At 57.5% G+C, this 17710-nt stretch carries 14 protein-coding genes, 1 tRNA gene and 1 pseudogene; 6 read left to right on the top strand and 10 right to left on the bottom strand.

Going from position 1 to position 17710, the window contains the following annotated elements:
- Positions 1 to 122: 122 nt before the first annotated feature.
- The 3 genes and pseudogenes from GH657_RS01575 to GH657_RS01565 all read right to left on the bottom strand — a co-directional run bounded on the left by GH657_RS01575 (position 123) and on the right by GH657_RS01565 (position 4146).
- The gene (locus GH657_RS01575; RefSeq protein WP_153099077.1) at positions 123 to 1367 is read right to left on the bottom strand and encodes a lactonase family protein; all 1245 of its coding nucleotides are present in this window, start codon (positions 1365 to 1367) and stop codon (positions 123 to 125) included.
- Positions 1368 to 1389: 22 nt separating this feature from the next.
- Positions 1390 to 2918: pseudogene (locus GH657_RS01570) on the bottom strand (FAD-binding oxidoreductase).
- A gap of 271 nt (positions 2919 to 3189) precedes the next feature.
- Complete coding sequence (locus GH657_RS01565) at positions 3190 to 4146, bottom strand: LysR family transcriptional regulator (protein WP_246173958.1); 957 nt, start codon at positions 4144 to 4146, stop codon at positions 3190 to 3192.
- A 224-nt stretch (positions 4147 to 4370) separates the two neighbouring features.
- On the opposite strand from GH657_RS01565, the gene GH657_RS01560 reads away from it, so the two are divergent.
- Entirely contained in the window at positions 4371 to 5351 is a 981-nt protein-coding gene (locus tag GH657_RS01560) for an amidohydrolase family protein (RefSeq protein ID WP_153099076.1), read from the top strand.
- 219 nt (positions 5352 to 5570) lie between these two features.
- Positions 5571 to 6230, top strand: coding sequence for a transposase (locus GH657_RS18495; RefSeq protein ID WP_153099075.1), 660 nt, complete (start codon positions 5571 to 5573; stop codon positions 6228 to 6230).
- Positions 6231 to 6310: 80 nt separating this feature from the next.
- On the opposite strand, the gene GH657_RS01550 is transcribed toward GH657_RS18495, so the two are convergent.
- On the bottom strand, positions 6311 to 6730 hold the full coding sequence (locus GH657_RS01550; protein WP_153099074.1) for an integrase core domain-containing protein: 420 nt from the start codon (positions 6728 to 6730) through the stop codon (positions 6311 to 6313).
- A 129-nt stretch (positions 6731 to 6859) separates the two neighbouring features.
- On the opposite strand from GH657_RS01550, the gene GH657_RS01545 reads away from it, so the two are divergent.
- Both GH657_RS01545 and GH657_RS01540 read left to right on the top strand, forming a co-directional pair.
- Entirely contained in the window at positions 6860 to 7303 is a 444-nt protein-coding gene (locus GH657_RS01545; RefSeq protein ID WP_246173956.1) for a tetratricopeptide repeat protein, read from the top strand.
- A gap of 303 nt (positions 7304 to 7606) precedes the next feature.
- Positions 7607 to 7777 carry a site-specific integrase gene (locus GH657_RS01540; RefSeq protein WP_246173954.1) on the top strand — a complete coding sequence of 57 codons (171 nt, stop codon included), beginning with the start codon at positions 7607 to 7609 and terminating at the stop codon, positions 7775 to 7777.
- A 28-nt stretch (positions 7778 to 7805) separates the two neighbouring features.
- Here GH657_RS01540 and darG read toward each other — a convergent pair whose 3' ends face one another.
- Positions 7806 to 8882, bottom strand: a complete 1077-nt coding sequence (gene darG, locus GH657_RS01535; protein ID WP_153099073.1) for a type II toxin-antitoxin system antitoxin DNA ADP-ribosyl glycohydrolase DarG — start codon at positions 8880 to 8882, stop codon at positions 7806 to 7808.
- Positions 8882 to 9532: a type II toxin-antitoxin system toxin DNA ADP-ribosyl transferase DarT gene (gene darT, locus GH657_RS01530; RefSeq protein WP_153099072.1), complete on the bottom strand. Its 651-nt coding sequence runs from the start codon at positions 9530 to 9532 to the stop codon at positions 8882 to 8884. Before darT ends, darG begins: the two co-directional genes overlap by 1 nt.
- Positions 9533 to 9761: 229 nt before the next feature.
- Between darT and GH657_RS01525 the strand changes: the two genes are divergently transcribed.
- Positions 9762 to 10924, top strand: a protein-coding gene (locus GH657_RS01525) for an IS3 family transposase (protein ID WP_153099071.1) whose coding sequence is annotated in 2 segments (ribosomal slippage) — positions 9762 to 10026 and positions 10026 to 10924 — 1164 coding nt in all. Because the reading frame shifts where the segments join, the coding sequence is not laid out codon by codon here.
- A 145-nt stretch (positions 10925 to 11069) separates the two neighbouring features.
- Here GH657_RS01525 and GH657_RS01520 read toward each other — a convergent pair.
- Positions 11070 to 11145, bottom strand: a tRNA-Arg gene (locus tag GH657_RS01520).
- A 358-nt stretch (positions 11146 to 11503) separates the two neighbouring features.
- On the opposite strand from GH657_RS01520, the gene GH657_RS01515 reads away from it, so the two are divergent.
- Entirely contained in the window at positions 11504 to 12400 is an 897-nt protein-coding gene (locus GH657_RS01515; protein ID WP_153099070.1) for a c-type cytochrome, read from the top strand.
- A gap of 89 nt (positions 12401 to 12489) precedes the next feature.
- Here GH657_RS01515 and GH657_RS01510 read toward each other — a convergent pair whose 3' ends face one another.
- The 3 genes from GH657_RS01510 to GH657_RS01500 are packed head-to-tail and all read right to left on the bottom strand — an operon-like array spanning position 12490 to position 17656.
- Complete coding sequence (locus tag GH657_RS01510; RefSeq protein WP_174769843.1) at positions 12490 to 13977, bottom strand: TolC family protein; 1488 nt, start codon at positions 13975 to 13977, stop codon at positions 12490 to 12492.
- A complete protein-coding gene (locus GH657_RS01505; protein WP_153099068.1) occupies positions 13967 to 15418 on the bottom strand; it encodes an HlyD family type I secretion periplasmic adaptor subunit in 1452 nt (483 codons plus the stop codon). The genes GH657_RS01510 and GH657_RS01505 overlap by 11 nt, the downstream gene beginning before the upstream one ends.
- Positions 15419 to 15421: 3 nt before the next feature.
- A complete protein-coding gene (locus GH657_RS01500; protein WP_153099067.1) occupies positions 15422 to 17656 on the bottom strand; it encodes a type I secretion system permease/ATPase in 2235 nt (744 codons plus the stop codon).
- Between the last annotated feature and the right edge of the window lie 54 nt (positions 17657 to 17710).

Genomic DNA, 17710 nt, shown 5'->3' with positions numbered 1-17710 from the left:
CTAGCGCGCGTACGTGCCCGATACGGAGATCAGGGAAGGAAAAGAGGCGTAATTCGGGGATTTCGAGGAAAGGGGGCAGTTCAGTCTGGCCACTTTTTCTTTCCTGTCATGTGCTGCAGCCGTCACGCAAAGACGAGGCATACCGGCTTCGGCACTTGCGCCACCTGCGTCGGCTGGTCGAGCAGGCCACTCACAGGATCAATACGCAGGCGCAGGATGTTGTCGCCCTTCTGGCTGAGCGCGTACAGATGCCCGCCGTCGGGTGCCATGGTCAATGCGCGTGGGAAACTCAAACCCTCATTCCAGTATTGCAACGGCGCTAACGCACCGCTCGTCGCATGGGTGAGGTATACCACCACGCTATCGGCCAGCGGATGCTCCGACTCCAGTTTGCGATTGGAGGCATACAGGTAGCGCCCTGAAGGGTGGATCACAAGCGCGGCTGCGTTCTTCTGTCCAGTGAACTCTTTCGGCACGGTCGACACCCGGTAGCGTTGCTCCAGAATCCTGCCGCCTATGGCGTCGTAACCATAGCAAGCCACCGATGCGCCGAGTTCATTCACCACATACAACAAGTGCCCGGACGGATGCAGCACCAGATGGCGTGGGCCGCTGCCAGGCGGAGTGGCGATGCGCGCCTGCACTTCGAGCTTGCCATCGGCTAGCTCAAACACGGTGAGGCGATTACTGCCAAGATCGGCCGCCAGTACTCGCGTCCCGGTGGGATCGAACAGCACCATATGCGGATGCGGCAATTCCTGTTGCGCCTTGTCGGGGGCGCAACTGATTTCCTTCCTGATGCCCGACACCTTGCCGAGCGTGCCATCCACATCGACAGGCAACACGTTATAGGCGCCGCCGCCATACAGTGCCACCACCAGATACCGTCCATCGGGGGATACGGCGAGATGTGCCGGCCCAGTTCCCGACAGCGACAACGGCTGCCGGTTGAGCAAAGTCAGGTGGCCATCGTTCGGATCAATGGCATAGGCTTCGGCCGAGCCGGTGGGCAATCCCTCGTAACGGTCGATCTCGTTGATCGCATACAGGAAACGCTGGCTCGGATGCAGCGCGAGAAACGACGGGTTCTCGCTGGCCACGGCTTGCACTTGCGTCCAGGTATCGTTCTTGAGCGCAAACACGTAAATGCCTTGTGAGGTGATGCTTCCAGGAACATTGTTGGTATAGGTGCCGACGTAAGCAAAACGCGGCGATGCGACAGGCAGAGCACGGCCAGCCGCATCCGGGCTGGTTCGCGCCGCAGTTTGCGCATTCGCAGGTAACCATGCCGTCAATGCACCTGCGGTGATTCCACCACCGATCCATTGCAGCACGGTCCGTCGTTTATGACAGGTATGAGGCGTCATGATATTTCCTTTGTCTGTGAGATCAAGGACGTACCGACATCGCATGGTGGAAGATATTGTTCGGGTCGTAGCGGCGCTTCACGTTTTGCAGGAAGTCGTAGAGCCCTTGATCGCCGTAATACAGTTGCGGCCAGAACGAATACGCCAGCATGTCGCAGTCCGGATAGCCGATGTAGCAGCCTTCGTAGCGCTCGCCAGGGTAGGGCGTGCCGGCATAACGTTCAGGCACGCCGGGGGTGCCGTAGACGTCACTATAGAAATCGTTGATCCAGCGCAGGTAATCGGCATCGTGTTTCGCATCAAGCCAGTAGGTCTGGTATTGCAACTTCATGACCGAGGCGCGCTGCGCCACCGCAGTGTCATTCAGTCGTTCGGGCCGGTTGGTGGCACCACCGTAGGAATCGACCTGTAGCAACGACTGGCTCAAATCGATGCCCGGTATCGTGCGCGTGAGGTGCGTATAGATGCGCTCCGCTTCGCGCGCGGTGAAATTACATTTCATGTGGGACGATTTGTACTTGCCACGCAGGTTAGTCCCCGAGCTATTGAGGTACTGGGTAGCGGTGAGCCAGTCGTAACGCATCACCGTGTGCGGCTTCGAACAGAGCAACTGGCCCGCACAGCAGTGCGGCGCAGGGCCAACGCCCGGCACGGAGCCTTTCAGCGGCACCGGCCCACAGACGTGAAAGCGGTCGAGAAAATCGTTCAGCACGCTCAGGTCGCGGCACGTACCGTCAGGGTTGCCGAATTGCGTGGTCATCACGATCTGCCCCGCCGAACGGTGGGTGAGATTGAGCAGCGAAAACATGCCCCAGGTGTCCCGTACCTGATCGTACTTTTCCCAGTAATCGCCGTAGATGGAGAGAAGCCTGGCGAATTTATCGGGTGTCATGCTGGCCCAATCGAATGCCACTGTGGCGAGCGCGACTTCGCTCGGCGCCGGCGGCAGGTTGTTGAACACATAGCTGGTGATCACGCCGAAGTTGCCGCCGCCCGCGCCGCGGCAAGCGCGAAACAGGTCGGGGTCATGGTTGGCATCGACGGTGCGCGGTACGACCTTGCCGCAATTGTCGACCGTCAGGATATCCACGGCCGACAGCCAGTCGACCGTCAACCCTTGCAAGCGCGCCAGCAAACCATACCCCCCGCGCACACATGTCCGCCCGCGCCGACCGAATAGCAGGAGCCACCGGGCAACGTGACGTTACTCCGCTTATAAAGTTCGAGGCACCCGTTCCAGTTCTGCGTGCCCGCCCCGATGCGATATCGCTTGCCGTCGTCGGTCTTGCCCGCCTGATTCAGCAAGCCCAAGTCGAGGATGACACCATCGGGATTATTGGAAACGAAATCCTCGTAGCAATGCCCACCACTACGCACGGTGGGGCGCAGACCTGCATCGACGATACGCTGCAACACTGCTGCTGCATCGTCGGGGTTTTCGGCAAGCTCGATGAGTACCGGAGTATCCGACTCGGTAGCCGGCCATCTCAGGTTAAAACCTTTTTTCAAGGTGTTGTAACGAGCATCCTGTCGTGTCACGCTGATCGTCATCTGCGCCCCCTATCAGGTAATCAGGTAGAGCGGTCCAAGACCATAGACCGCGAAACCTGATTACATCTTTTTTAAGAGGTGTAATGAAGTCACGGACTACCGCAACGAATAAAACCAGCGGTAAATCAGGAGAGCGCGTTTTGCACGTGAATCCCCGATCAATATGCAGCGCTCCCTACCCAAGCCATCGACTCGATCGTCTGCGACAGCTTGCTGTGTCAGGAATCGAATTTATATGGCGAAAAGCATTACACCGACACGGCAACGATGTTCAAAATTCGACGCCATGCCGACCATCATGAAAAATATCGTAGACCAGTGACCGTAGCCATCTATGACCTTCGTCACGATGGAACTGGGCGTGCCAGAGCTGAACAATATCAATCGGCATTATTTCAAATGGCAACGCGCATGAGCGAACATCTGTCCGGCCAGCGAGCGTTCTGGCGAGCCGGCCAGGTATGCAGGCGATCATATTTCCCGAAGCAACAATGCGATCAAGGCCAACCAGATGAGCGACGCGCATCGCCACGTTTCTTGTTTGGCCTTGAGCGGCAAAGATCGCCTCTAACGCGGCTTCAAACAAAACGTGGCTGCCCGCAGTTGGCGTGTAAATGAGATGGTCGGCAACAAAAAATTGCGCAGGCGTCAATGTCTCGCTTATGCCGGAATTAGCATTCCCCAGCAGGGCAACGTAATGTTCTTCAAACAAGCGTTGCTGGTGAAAATCGCCTTCCAGTCCGCTAAACATTCCAATCGCCAGATCAATCTGCCCACGCTTCATCATTTGCTGCGCCTCGTCGAGCGGCGGATCAATCGTGACGATCTTGACACCTGGAGCCACGCTACGGATTTTTGCCGCGACAGGCGGAAGGAATATCGCCTGTCCGAGGTCGCTGACATAAAGATAGAAAGTCCTCACGGCCGACGCAGGATCGAATGGCCGATGCGCCTGCATGGCAAGGCGAAATGAGCTAAGGCCCTCTGCCACCAAGGTTGCAATCTCGTTAGCCCTTGCCGTTGGCAACATACCTTCCCGGGTGCTGACGAACAGTTCATCCTCGAACAGCGTGCGCAAACGCTTCAAGGCGTTGCTAACGGACGGCTGCGTGAGATGCAACTCGGTAGCTGCACGCGTAGTGCTCTGACTCCGATAAAGCGCATCGAAGATCAGCAGGAGGTTCAGGTCGGTATTCCGCAACGATGAACCGGATTCCAGGTTTTTCATGGTTTGTCAGACAGAGGCCGCGAAGACGGGTTATTGGCAACGTGAATACGTCTATTCAGGACAGGAATTTAACGGCAAGCGGCGGTGCATCTATGCTAGATCCTGGGTGTCGCAGCGTACTCCTCAATGGGGTTATAGACTCCTAATAAATGCTGCGCAGCAGTATAGGCTCGTCCCAAGCGACAAGCCTTTTTTCTTTAACCTAACAATTACATGGATTTATCATGCAAGGCAAAATCGCATTAGAAGAACATTTCGCTATCCCCGACACGATCGGCGACTCTCAGGAATATTTTGGCGCAGATATCTGGCCTGAGCGGCGCAAACAGTTACTGGACATCCATGAGGAACGCCTGCGGCGCATGGATGCCTGTGGCATCGGCTACACCATTTTGTCGCTGAACGCACCCGCCGTGCAGGGTATTACCGATACCGCCAAAGCCATCGACGTCGCGCGACGAGCCAATGATTTTCTGGCCGAACAAGTCGCACGGCGTCCTGACCGTTTTGGGGCATTCGCCGCGCTGCCCATGCAGGATCCGGATGCCGCTACCCAGGAACTGAAACGCACCGTGACGGAGCTGGGTTTTGTTGGTGCTCTTGTCAATGGCTTTTCCAATGTGGGAAGCGAGACAAACGCGACCTACTACGACCTGCCGCAGTACACGCCGTTCTGGGCTGAAGCTTCCCGGCTGGATGTTCCGTTCTACCTGCATCCTCGAAATCCGCTCGTCAGCCAGCAGCTCATCTACGAAGGACATCCGTGGTTAATGGGACCGGCATGGGCCTTCTCACCTGAAACGGGCGTTCATGCATTGCGGTTGATCGGTAGCGGCCTGTTCGACCGCTTCCCCAATCTGAACGTGATCCTCGGCCACCTTGGAGAACTGATTCAAAGCAACATCTGGAGAACCTCGCACTGGGCCTCTGCTAACGGCAAAAACCCGCTGGGCGTCAAAGCGAAGCGGCCTTTTATCGACTATTTCCGCGAGAATTTTTACGTCACCACCAGCGGCAACTTCCGGACGATCACGATGCGCAACGCCATTGATGAAATAGGAAGTGACCGCGTGCTTTTCTCCGCTGATTACCCGTTCGAAGTGATGGAGGAAGCCAGTACGTGGTTCGATGCTGCCGAAATCGGTGAAAACGACCGGCAAAAGATCGGACGTGACAACGCCCGGCGTCTGTTCAAGCTGGCTTGATTGACGTAATCGCATTGCAACGGCCGGTTTGAACGCCGGCCCGACGCAGGAGTTGTGAAGGGGGAGTCAGATCATGACTCCCCTTATTTATTACGCGTGATCTGCTATCGAGGTCCTTGAGCTGGCACGCTTCCGATACTGACCCTACCCCAGAAAACAGTACCGCTGAAAAATAGAAAATCCGGCACGATTTTGACAGTTTGAAACGGAATACATGCCATGAAGACGAGCAAGCTCACGGAAGCACAGATCGCCTTTGCCTTGAAGCAAGCGGAGCTGGGTACGAAGGTCGAAGAGGTGTGCCGTAAGCTGGGAATCAGCGAGGCTGAGCTTCTACAACTGGAGGAAGAAGTACGGTGGCGTAGGGCCGTCCGAGCTTCGCAGAATGCGCCAGTTGGAAGAAGAGAACATGAAGCTCAAGCGCTTGGTTGCCGATCTGAGTCTGGACAAGGCCATGCTGCAGGATGGTCTGTCAAAAAAGCTCTGAAGCCTTCTCGCAAACGGACATTGATCGACGAGTTGCGTGATCGGTATCGGGCAAGCCTGACCAAAGTGTGCGCGCTATTTTGCATGTCGAGGTCACTTTACGGATACCAATCGGTGACTCGGGACTCGCCGGCATTGCTTGCGCGCATCAAGGAGATTGCCGCGACTCGCGTGCATTACGGCTATCGCCGTGTGCATGTGATGTTGCAGACCACAAACGGGTCTATCGACTCTATCAAGCCGAGAGCTTATCGCTGCGGCATAAGCGGCCAAAGCGAAACAAATCAGCGCGGTTGCGCCAACCCAAGAGCATCGTTACGACCATCAATGAGATATGGCGCATGGACTTCGTCTCCGACGCATTGTTTGACGGTAGACACTTACGTGTTCTGACAGTGGTCGACAACTACACGCGGGAGAGCTTGGCCATCGATGTCGGGCAGAGCTTGAAGGGGGAGGACGTGCCCCGGGTATTAGTACGAAGCTCCGTTAGAGTCCGAGGTTAATAATTCCTTCGCTTCGTGCGCCTTTGCGAACTGCATCGGCGCCAGGTAGCCGAGCGAGCTGTGAGGCCGCTCGGTGTTGTACTCGATACGCCAATCTTCAATCAAACGCCTGGCGTAGCTCATGGAGACGAACCAGTGCTCGTTCAGGCATTCGTCCCGGAATCGCCCGTTGAAGCTCTCGATGCAGGCGTTTTCCACCGGCTTGCCGGGCCGGATGAAGGACAGCGTAACGCCCACTTCGTAAGCCCATGCATCCAGCACCTTACCGGCGAACTCCGGACCGTTGTCCACCGTGATGGACTGGGGCAAGCCGCGCATCTCGCGTAACCGTTCAAGCACCTGCTTAACCCGTTGGCATCGGCAGCGGTTTGCGCTCGACAGCGGCAATGCGCTTGCAACGCCGCTTGCGCACGCTCAGCCCAGCCTTGCTATACAGCCGCCAGATGCGTTTATGGTTTGCCAGCCAGCCCTCGCGCTGCAACAGCACATGAATGGCCGATAACCGTAGCGACGCTTTTGCGCCGCGATGGCCATCATCCGGCTAGTCAGCGCCTCGTCTTCGACCCGGCGGCGCGACTCATACTGAAACAGCGAGCGAGAAATCCCTACCAGCCCGCAGGCTCGGGTGACACCCATGGCGCGTTCGGTCATCAATATCTGGACCGCTTTGACGAAAGTCTGCCGATCCTCTTGGAGCAGGCCAAAGTGCTCCAGCCGGACGCAATGAGTTGGTTTCAGGTCGGCGTGGCATACGCGCATCTTGGGCAGGCGGAACAGGCGATCGACGCCTTCCATCGGGCGGTCACCCTAGATCCCGAATATGCTGCGGCAATGTTCGAGCTCGGCGGAGTGCACTGGAACAGCGGCGACCATGCAAAAGCGAAGCAGACTTGGTCAGTGGCCTGTGAACGCTTTCCTGACCACGAGCTCGTCTCACAAGTGAAAGCACTTTTGCAGTGAGCAAACTCTATCGCTCGCGAACAGCGACGTTTTTGAAAACGGGATTCGCAACAGGATCTGGCGTTATGTAACGGAACACCGTGCCCCGGCGTGCGGACCAGTGTCAAAGCATCTGCATAGCGGTCGCTACATCGGATCGGCGTCGGGAACGCTCCTCCCGGCAAGCGCGGGAGCAATACTAGCCTCAGCACACAGGCTCATCCGGCACTGACGCCGACACACCACCATTTGTCAGGTTCAGAGACTCGCTGCCAACGGCCGTTTGGCTCCAGAAAGCGGTCATCTCTACATCCCACAGTCGTCATGTATTCACTACGCCACACCGCCATCAGTGAGATGATTGCGAATGGCATCGACAGCTTCGAGGTTGCCAAAATGGCTGGTACACCGACTGAAATGATCGACAAGCATTACGGGCACCTGCGACACGACCGCATGCGAGCCAAACTTGATGCTATTGCCATCCTGTCCTGACAACTGATACTCGACCGGAAAGTTCAACTCACGCGAAGGCTGAAGCTTGTTGCGTAAGTCGGCTCAAGGCAATGCCAAGCGCCCGGTCATCAAACAACCGATCCTTACGTTTGGCGGCATCCCCGCCAACCTTCCAGTTGCGCAAGCCTGCACGCAACGCTGGCACAGTCGGCTCGACGCCTTCATTTACGAGCAGCCAATCGACCGTGGCAAGCAGCTCCATCCCGAAAGGCGACTCGAACCCGTCGATCAACTCGGCCGTCGCTTCCAATGCGCGGCTATATTCCCTAGCTTCGGTCTTGATATACGCTTGCACCACATCTTTACGCGTATCGTCGAACCAGATCACGTCCAGCGGATCGGCATCGCTAATACGCTTGTCGGCATGCAGATAACTACCGTCCAGATTGTTCAGCAAGTGATCCAGTCGATTAGCATACGGGCCGTACTTGTGAGCCACGAATTGCAGGTTCAAGGGATTGTGGTCGGGATTGAAACGCTTGATCGCTCGTTCAAGAAACCATGCCAGCTTCTGGATTTCCAACAAGCTGCACTCCATTCCCAGCACCCAGTAGCGGCGCACCAGCTCGGCGATCAGTGCACGCGCAGGCGTCAACTTTTCCACGCCAGCGCGCTTCGCGACATTTTGGTATTGACTGGTCGGCTCGAATACTAGAATTTCGGCATCGACATCATGCAACGCCAGTTCGATCTGCGCCCGTACCTCGCCCCAATCCAGTCCACCATTACCGGCACCAAGCGGCGGTATAGCAATGGACTTCACCCGATTCTCGATGAGGAAGCGACGCAGATCTTGCAGCCCTTCTGCAATCCACTCGAGACGAGAAGGCGCACGCCAATGCTGCTTAGTCGGAAAATTGACGACCCAGCGCAGACCATCCAGCTCGTTCGCTTCTGTCACAAACATCCGGCCAGTACGGACCTCTCCCGCCTTGCAGGCAAGCGCATAACGCCGAAAGTTTTCGGCGAAACGCTCCTTGAACATCAGCGCGATCCCCTTGCCCATCACGCCAACGGTATTTACCGTGTTGACCAGCGCCTCGGCACGGGCCTCCAATAGGTTGCCTTGCGTATAAGTAATCATCAGAAGTACCAGTTTTGCCGAACATGTACCGGCAACTCCAAACGCCGCGCCAATAGGTCATTTTCGATACGCTGCCTGACCTCGTTCGTGTAGCACACCACACCACGCAGGCCGGACACCGGCAAATGCCGATGAATCAACGCCTCGGCCTGATAGCGTTCGAACTTGGCCGGGTCGTCAGGATCGCGGCGAAAGTCGCGCGCCTGAAGAGTCGGCCAGTCGATCTTGTCCAAGTCGGACAGGCCAGAGTAATAATTTGCCCATTCATAATACGCATGGCTATCCGTAAACAAATAAGCTAGCCCATGCGCAACAACGTGCCGCAAACTAGAAACCAAAATGACGATCTCTTCATTGGCGCGCTTCCGAATGCCGCCCCAGCCCGTGTTGATGTTACGCAGCATAGGCGAAAATGGCGTGAAGTAAAACGGAACGTAATCGCCAAGGAAGCCACCGGGCGGCAACAGAACCGGATGCGTCGCACGCTTGTCGATCAATTCCGGATTTCCTATGCTGACCCAGCCCGGTGCCTTCCGCGCACCGTTACCGCAGTGCAAGCCATTGTCGAGAATCCACGGCAGATTGTCGCGATGCACGATCCGCCAGATCAAGGCCTTTTCAGGGTTCAAAGCGGAATAGTGATGTGCCAATTCGTGGCATCCTGTTTGCTAATCAGTCCAGTCGGCAGCGGTCCGCATAGCGCCAACCGGGCATAAAGACAATTTTAGCATTTGGGCTTCGAGCTATCGGAGTCTCGCCTTCCGCCTTGCGAATCACACTGAACAAACCCCACCTTCAACCAGCGAGGGCCATAATGTAGTGGCCTAATGAAGCCGGACACCAATTTAGGCGAGAATGCTCGCCATAACGAGGTGTCTGATGAGCAAGCAACGTCGATCGTTTTCTCCTGATTTCAAGCGCAGTGCTGCGTCCCTGGTTCTTGACCAGAACTACAATCACGCGGATGCGAGTCGTTCCGTGGGCATCGCGGAATCGGTCCTGCGTCGCTGGGTCCAGCAACTGCATGACGAGCGGCGTGGCGTCACGCCACAGAGCCCGGCGATGACACTGGAGCAACAACGGATTCAAGAGCTTGAGGCGCGGGTCGAGCGACTCGAGCGGGAGAAGAGCATTTTAAAAAAAGCTACTGCGCTGCTCATGTCGGAAGGGATCGAACGTACGAAATAATCGATCAGATCGGTGGCAATGAATCCGTCGCCTTGCTGTGTGCTCTGTTCGACGTGCCGCGTTCTTGCTATTACGCGTATCGGCAGCGGCGCGAGCGTGTTGATTCGCAGCGTATGGCTTTGCGTAGTCGCGTGCACGAGCTGTTCATCGAGAGCCGCAGTTCCGCCGGTAGCCGCAGCATTATGGAAATGATGCGCGAGCGCGGTTCCACGATTGGCCGCTTTAAGGTCTGTCGGCTCATGGATGAGCTCGGACTGATTTGCAAGCAGCCCGGTGGCCATGCCTATAACCGGGCTACGATCGAGCGTGTTGATATTCCGAATGTGTTGAACAGGCAGTTCGATGTCGCGGGGCAAAACCAGGTTTGGTGTGGCGACATCACCTATGTGTGGGCGCAGGGCCAGTGGCACTATTTGGCGGTCGTATTGGACCTGTTCACGCGCCGTATTGTCGGCTGGGCATTTTCGGCGCGCCCTGATGCCGACTTGGTTGTGCAAGCGCTGGATATGGCCTTTGAGCAGCGCGGACGCCCATCGAATTTGCTCTTTCACTCCGATCAGGGTGGGCAATACGCCAGCAGGAAGTTCCGTCAGCGGCTATGGCGCTACAGGATTCAACAAAGCATGAGTCGGCGCGGAAATTGTGGGGATAACGCGCCTACGGAGCGGTTGTTTCGCAGCCTGAAAACAGAATGGGTACCCAGCACCGGTTACTCGACATCCTCGGATGCCCAGCGAGACATCAGCTTCTATTTGATGCAGCGATACAACTGGATTCGACCGCATCAGTTCAATGCCGGTGTTGCACCGGCGGTCGCGGAAGAAAAACTTAACCAGGTGTCCGGAATCAGTTGACCACTACACTTTCAGGGAGTCCGCCGAGTCGGGACACGCAGGCAGGGAACAAAAGCTGGGGACGCAGGCGGGACACTGAGGGGACATCCGGGACGTGAATCCGGCCTTTTCAGGGACAGTAAGTGCAGTTGCAAGCCTTACTGATTGGTGCGCCCGGCTGGGATCGAACCAGCAACCCCTGCCTTCGGAGGGCAGTACTCTATCCATTGAGCTACGGGCGCATTGACACGAAAGCGCTACAACCAGTACAGGAAGCAGAAAAAAAGAAACAGCGCTTTGAGAGAGCGCAAGAATACCCGGTTTCAGCGAGCCCGTCCACCACCCCAGCCCAGCCCACATCCTCCATCCGCACCGCCCTGGCGAACAGCCAGGCAACGCCCATCAAGATCCGGGTAAACGCCTTCTGAATAACCTTGCGCAGTACTCGCCGTGCTCGAAACTCGCGTCTATAATCGTCCCGACAGTCGGTTACAAAGCCGTGCCACCCGCGGCAAAAACCCCGAAAAACCCGCAAGCCGCACAAGTCATTGCTGTCGCGCTGTACCGCTCACCACAATACTCACGGGAGACGAGACAAGCATGAGCGAAGCTCCACACGAATTACCGATCAAAACCCCCGCGCAACTCGTCGCGGCCATCATCGCGGGCTTTGCGGTTCCTATCATCATCATTGTGCTGCTCGCGTACTACGTCGATAACTCGACACGCATCAGCGCTGGCACCGATGGCCTATCGAACACTGCAGTAACCCAGCGCATCGCACCTCTAGCCCGGGTCGAACTCCGGGATGCCAACGCACCGCGCGTCTATAAAACCGGTGAGCAGGTTTATCACGCGGTCTGTGCAACCTGTCACGCGGCAGGCACGGCGGGTGCGCCGAAATTCACCAGCGCAACTGACTGGGGCCCTCGCCTCACCCCAGGCTTCGATACGTTGTGGCATGCCGTCCTTGCAGGCAAGGGCGCAATGCCCGCTCGCGGTGGAACAAACCCCGACGACTACAGCGATTACGAAATCGGTTTGGCAGTGGCATATATGGCCAATAACGCAGGGGCGAAATTCGCAGACCCTCCCGTGCCTCCTGTAACCGCACAAGGCGCGCCCGATGCAGCCTCCACGGCTGCGGCAACTGCGGATGCAAGTGCATCGAGTGCCCAAGCGGCGGCCATGGCAGCGATCGCCAATGTTGCCCAGGCACCTGCGCCCGTTGCAGCGGCAACATCCAGCGCCGATGCCGCACAAGCAGGCAAGGCGTTGTATCAGCAAGTCTGCCAGGTGTGTCATGCCGCTGGCGTGCTGAATGCGCCGAAGTTTGGCGACAAGGCTGCATGGGCGCCGCGTCTGAAGGATCCCATGGATACGCTCTATAACTATGCGCTCCACGGCAAAGGCGCGATGCCGCCGAAGGGAGGCTCCAGCGCTTCCGATGCGGATGTCAAAGCAGCCGTCGATTACATGGTCAACGCAGCAAAGTAATATCTGACGCATCATTCTGATCGCCCGCTGCCATACATGTGTCATGTTCCATGTGTTGCAGCGGGTTTTTTGCGCGCATTCACCCGCGCTCACGGATCACGAATCAGTGTGTCGCGTGTTAATCGGCCGAGACTTGCTGCGAGACTTAAGCGCGCCACGTGCCAGTCTGCTTGCGCGGCAATCCGCTGCTGGCGGGCCTCGGTCAGCACGTCCTGTGCGCGCAGCAACGCTGTGATGCCCTCCACGCCTGCGCGATAACGCGCCTGAGCCGCGGTGAACGCTTGCCCGGCATGCTGCAACAAGGTATCAGCTTGCTGCAGCGTCTGGACACCGGCCTCCACCGCGCTATAGCTTTTCCAGACGTTCAATACGATCTGCTGTTCTGTTCCGGCCAACTCCGCTTTCTGCAAACGAACTTGCGCTTCTGCTTCGCGGATCCGGTAAGCCGAACTCCAGCCTTCAAAAAACGGAATATGAATCCGAAGGCCTATATAGCGGCTATGCGATGCGTTCCGCAAGCTACCGCTTTCACCTGCGCCAGCCATCGGATGATGGCTGTGGGTCAGCCCGCCCTGCAACCGAACGCTGGGCAGTGCCTGGGCTCGCACGCTGACAAGCGAAGCCTGAACCGCATCCAGTTCAGCACTCGCCGCCAGCAATTTTGGATGGTGTGTCCGAGCCGCTTCCAGCAGCGTACCAATGGCTTCCCGTTGCGATGACGACGACGACGGGGGCTGCGGCGCACCAGACATGCTCCTGAGTTGCAATGGTGTATCAGGGTCAACGCCGATGTCGATAGCCAGCGTGCCAAGCGCTTCTTCATGTGCCGTCTCGGCCTTGATTCGTCCAAGCCGCACCTGGCTTAACGATGTCCGCGCCTGAAGCGCATCCGCAATCGATGCCACGCCAGCGGCAAGACGCGCTTCAGCGGCAGCCAGGCTCTGCAGGGCATTCGTCTCGGCCTGACGCGCCGCACTCACTTGAGCCTGTGCGGTCAGCGCGGCGAAGTAATCACGCGCAGTGGCATACATCACATCGAGCGTGGCCGCATCCAGCGACTGATTCGCCGCGCTCAGCAAAGCCTTCGCTTTTTTCACTTCAGCCGAGCGCGCTCCGAAATCGAAAAGCACCCATTCCAGTGTCAACTCAGCGGCGCGGCTGATGCCGCTATACGAAGAATGCGGTTCCCATTTGCTCTCGGACGAGGTGCTGGTTTGACTCTTCGAGCCACTTAGAACAGCGGAGAGCGTTGGCAATCTCGCAGCCGTTGCCTGGCCGAGCCGGGCGGCTTGTATCTGAGCCTGGGCCCACGCGCGATGAGTTTGCGGGTGATGGCATAACGCCCGGTCCACGGCAGCATCAAGTGTCATCTCGCCGTCTGGTCTATCGAAGCGGCAAGGTGTGATGCCGTTTGCGTCTGGCTTCAGGGCGAAGAGCGGTGGCGCACTCAGCTCGCGGGAAGTGCCCAACGGATCAAACGTTTCCAGGGATGACCACGCATGTGCGGTGAGCGGCATCCATGACACAAGGCTCAACAGCCAAACCAGCAGCACGCGCTGGTGCCGTTTAGCGTTCATGCAAACTCTCGTCAACATGCGTGAGCAATGGGCTCATGAAGTATTCGATCAGGCGCCGCTTGCCGGTTTTGATTTCGACGCTCACCGCCATGCCCGGTGTTAGCGCAACTTCCTGTCCATCAATTTGCATCATCGATTGCGGTAGCTTCAGGCGTACTGCGTAAATCAGGCCGCGCTTTTCGTCCTCGATCGCATCGTGCGACACGCTAACCACTTTTGCCGCAAGCGTGCCGTAACGTGTATACAAAAACGTTTCGATCTTTGCGGCAGCGGTCTGCCCGACGCGGACAAAACCGATATCGCGGTTCTCCAGAAAGGCTTCGATTTCCGCGGGCTGCTCACGCGGCACCACCACCATGAGCGGTTGTGCCGCTGTCACCACCCCGCCTACGGTATGCACGGCAAGCTGTTGCACCGCGCCATCGACCGGGGCCTTCAGCGTCATGAAGCGATCGTGTGCATCCGCCTTGATGAACTCCTGGCGCAGTTCGGCCGCCTTTTGTGTTGCCATGTTGAGGTTATCGAGCATCGCCCGGCGCGTCGTCGCCGTCAGTTCGTCGCGCTGACGCCGGGCGCTTTCGATCGCTGCCCGGATTTCTCCCGTGCGGCTCTTTTGTGCGGCCAGCTCACCCTCCTGCTCTATTCGCGCCTGCTGCTTCTCCAGATACTCGTGACGAGACACATAGTTGTTGGCGGCTAACTGGTTCAAATCGCCCTCACGCGTTCGGGCGATCTTCAGCGTCTGTTGTAACCGGTAGATCATTGCGCCGACTGTCTGAAGCTCAGCGCGGTTACGGGCAATCTCCGCATCCAGACGCGCAAGCTTTGAACGAAACTCACCCAGCTCACCTTCAAGAAAGCGCTGCTCCTGCTCGATGCGTGCCGTATCAGGTACGAGATCAGCTGGAACATGATCGCCAACGCCCGGACCATCCAGCTGCGGTGTCACGCCTGTTTCAATGCCCATGAGTACCGCACGGGCACGAGTGGCAGCAAGCCAGCTTTCGGCCCAGTCATCACGCAAGCGCTTGCGTTCAGCGGCGGAAACGGTCGAATCCAGTTCGAGCAACACAGTCCCAGCCTTGACGAGTTGCCCATCACTGACGTGGATAGCCGTGACCTTTGCGGTTTCGATCGACTGAATGATTTTGGCGTGGCCATCTGGAACGATCTTGCCATCGGCCGTAGCCACGATGTCTATCTTGCCGAATATCGCCCAGAGCAAGGCGACGACCAGCAAAGCCAGCAAGACCGCTGCCGCCACCCGTGGCAGAGGCGATACGGGGGTACGCTGCAGCGCTAGCGCGGCGGGCAGAAACTCGGCTTCATCGGGTTTCCAGAGAACAGGATGCTTGTCACGCGAGCGCCATGCCTCCCGCAACACGTCCCGATACCGCCGGCACATAGCGCGCACGGCATCGAACCAAAGCAGCAGGCGCATCGTTCAGCCTCCTGTCTGCAAACTGCATAGCCGCGCATATGTGCCGCCCGCTGCGAGAAGCCGCTCGTGCGGCCCCTCTTCGATCAGCCTGCCACGCTCCATCACGATGATGCGATCAGCGTGCCGCACCGCCGACAAGCGATGCGCAATCACCAGTACCGTGCGGCCCTGGGTGATCAAGTGCATGTTGTCTTGAACCATGCGCTCGGATTCGTAATCGAGCGCGCTTGTCGCCTCATCAAAAATCAGAATGCGGGGATGACTCATCAAGGCACGCGCAATAGCAATCCGCTGCCGCTGCCCACCCGACAGCGTCGAGCCATGCTCGCCCACCAGCGTGTCGTACCCCTGCTGCAACTCCGCGATGAACTCATGCGCTCCTGCCTGCTTCGCGGCCTTGATCACGTCAGCGAGCGGTGCGCCCGGATCGGTCAATGCAATGTTGTCGCGGATGCTGCGATTGAACAGCACGTTTTCCTGCTGCACTACGCCAATCTGACGCCGTAGCGAAGCGGCATCAACGAGCGCGAGATCGTGGCCATCAACCATCACGCGCCCACGCTCTGGCACATACAAACGTTGTACGAGCCGCGCTAGCGTGCTTTTACCTGATCCGGACGGGCCCACAATGCCAAGCACTTCGCCCGCGCGCACGGAAAGACTGAGCCCACTCAGAACGTAAGGCCCTTCGGGCCGGTAACGGAACACGACGTCGTCAAGTTCGATGTGCCCCGTCACGGGCGGCAAAGCGATCTTGGCATCTTGCGTTTCTGTTGGCGCATTCAGAATGTCTCCGAGACGCGCGACTGAAATGCCGGTTTGCTGAAAATCGGTCCATAGTTGCGCGAGCCGCATGATCGGCCCCGACACCTGGCCCGACAACATGTTGAATGCGATCAGTTGTCCCACGGTGAGCTTGTTGTCGATCACCAGGCGCGCCCCGACCCACATCAGCGCAACCGTGACGAACTTGCTAATCAGGTTGACCCCACCATTAGCCCAGATCGCCACCGTTGCCGTGCGAAACGTCGCACGGATATAAGCCGCAAGCTGGTTCTCCCAACTGCGGATCCAATGCGGCTCGGCAGCCATGGACTTGACTGTATCGATACCGCTGATGGTTTCCACGAGGAACGCCTGGTTTTCCGCACCCCGGGCGAACTTTTCATCCAGCCGCCGACGCAACACGGGCGTGCAAACAAGCGAGAGCAGGACGTAACACGGCAACGAGACAATCACGATCAACGTCAGCCAACCGCTGTAATACAGCATCACACTGAGAAACACGAACGAAAACAGAAGGTCCATCAACAGCGTAATCGCGTTGCCGGTAAGGAACGCGCGAATGTTCTCCAGTTCACGCACCCGCGCGACCGAATCGCCCACACGCCGTGCCTGAAAGTACGCCACCGGCAACATCAGCAGATGGCGAAACAGTTGCGATCCGAGTTCGACGTCGATACGGCTTGTAGTGTGAGAGAACACATAAGTACGCAACGCGTTCAGCACGACATCGAACAGCATCACGAGACAAAGCCCGACCGCGATCACATCGAGCGTGGTTAGCCCTCGGTGCACCAGCACCTTGTCCATCACGACCTGAAAGAACAAAGGGGTGACGAGCGCGAGAACCTGGATAAAAAACGAAACGACCAGAACTTCAGTCAGAAGCCGTCGATACTTCATCAGCGCGGGAATGAACCAGCTGAAATCGAACTTCGCTAACGTCTTGCGCATCGACGCATGTGAAGCGAAGAGAATCAGGTTTCCTTGGCAGCGTTGCCAGAAGGTGTCGAAGGACAGGGCAATGAGTTCAGCTTTGCCGGAATGATGAATCATCACCGTCTCAGCCTCTTTCTCCAGACGCACGATGATGAAGAATGTGCCGTTTTCGTCGTCGACCGCAATCGCGGGTAGCGCGATACGATCCAGGCGAGTCATGCGCGTTTTGACGGTGCGAGCGTTCAGGCCAAGCGAACGGGCGGCAAGCAAAAGACTGGTTCGATCAAGAGGCGTGTCGTCAGTTTTGAATTCATGCTCAATCTGGCCGGGATCCACCGCGATGCCGTGAAAGCGCGCTATAGCGACCAGACAGGCAAGACCTGTATCTTCGCTGTGATGATCCTGGGCCTCTGCGTGCGGTGATTGCTGTGATTCGGCGGCTGAATGAATCGTGGGAAAAATGGTCTCTCGCGGGTTGCCGTTCGAGCGGCTCCCCGATGATATTTCGTTATGCATTTTTTGTTGTTAACCTAACTACGTGCTGCGTGATGGCTTGCGGCCGTACCCGGA

Origin of the sequence: Paraburkholderia hayleyella, from assembly GCF_009455685.1 — a bacterium.
In the GTDB taxonomy this organism is placed as follows: domain Bacteria; phylum Pseudomonadota; class Gammaproteobacteria; order Burkholderiales; family Burkholderiaceae; genus Paraburkholderia; species Paraburkholderia hayleyella.
Note: the sequence above shows the minus strand (reverse complement) of the source record. Positions and strands in the feature narration are given on the sequence as shown.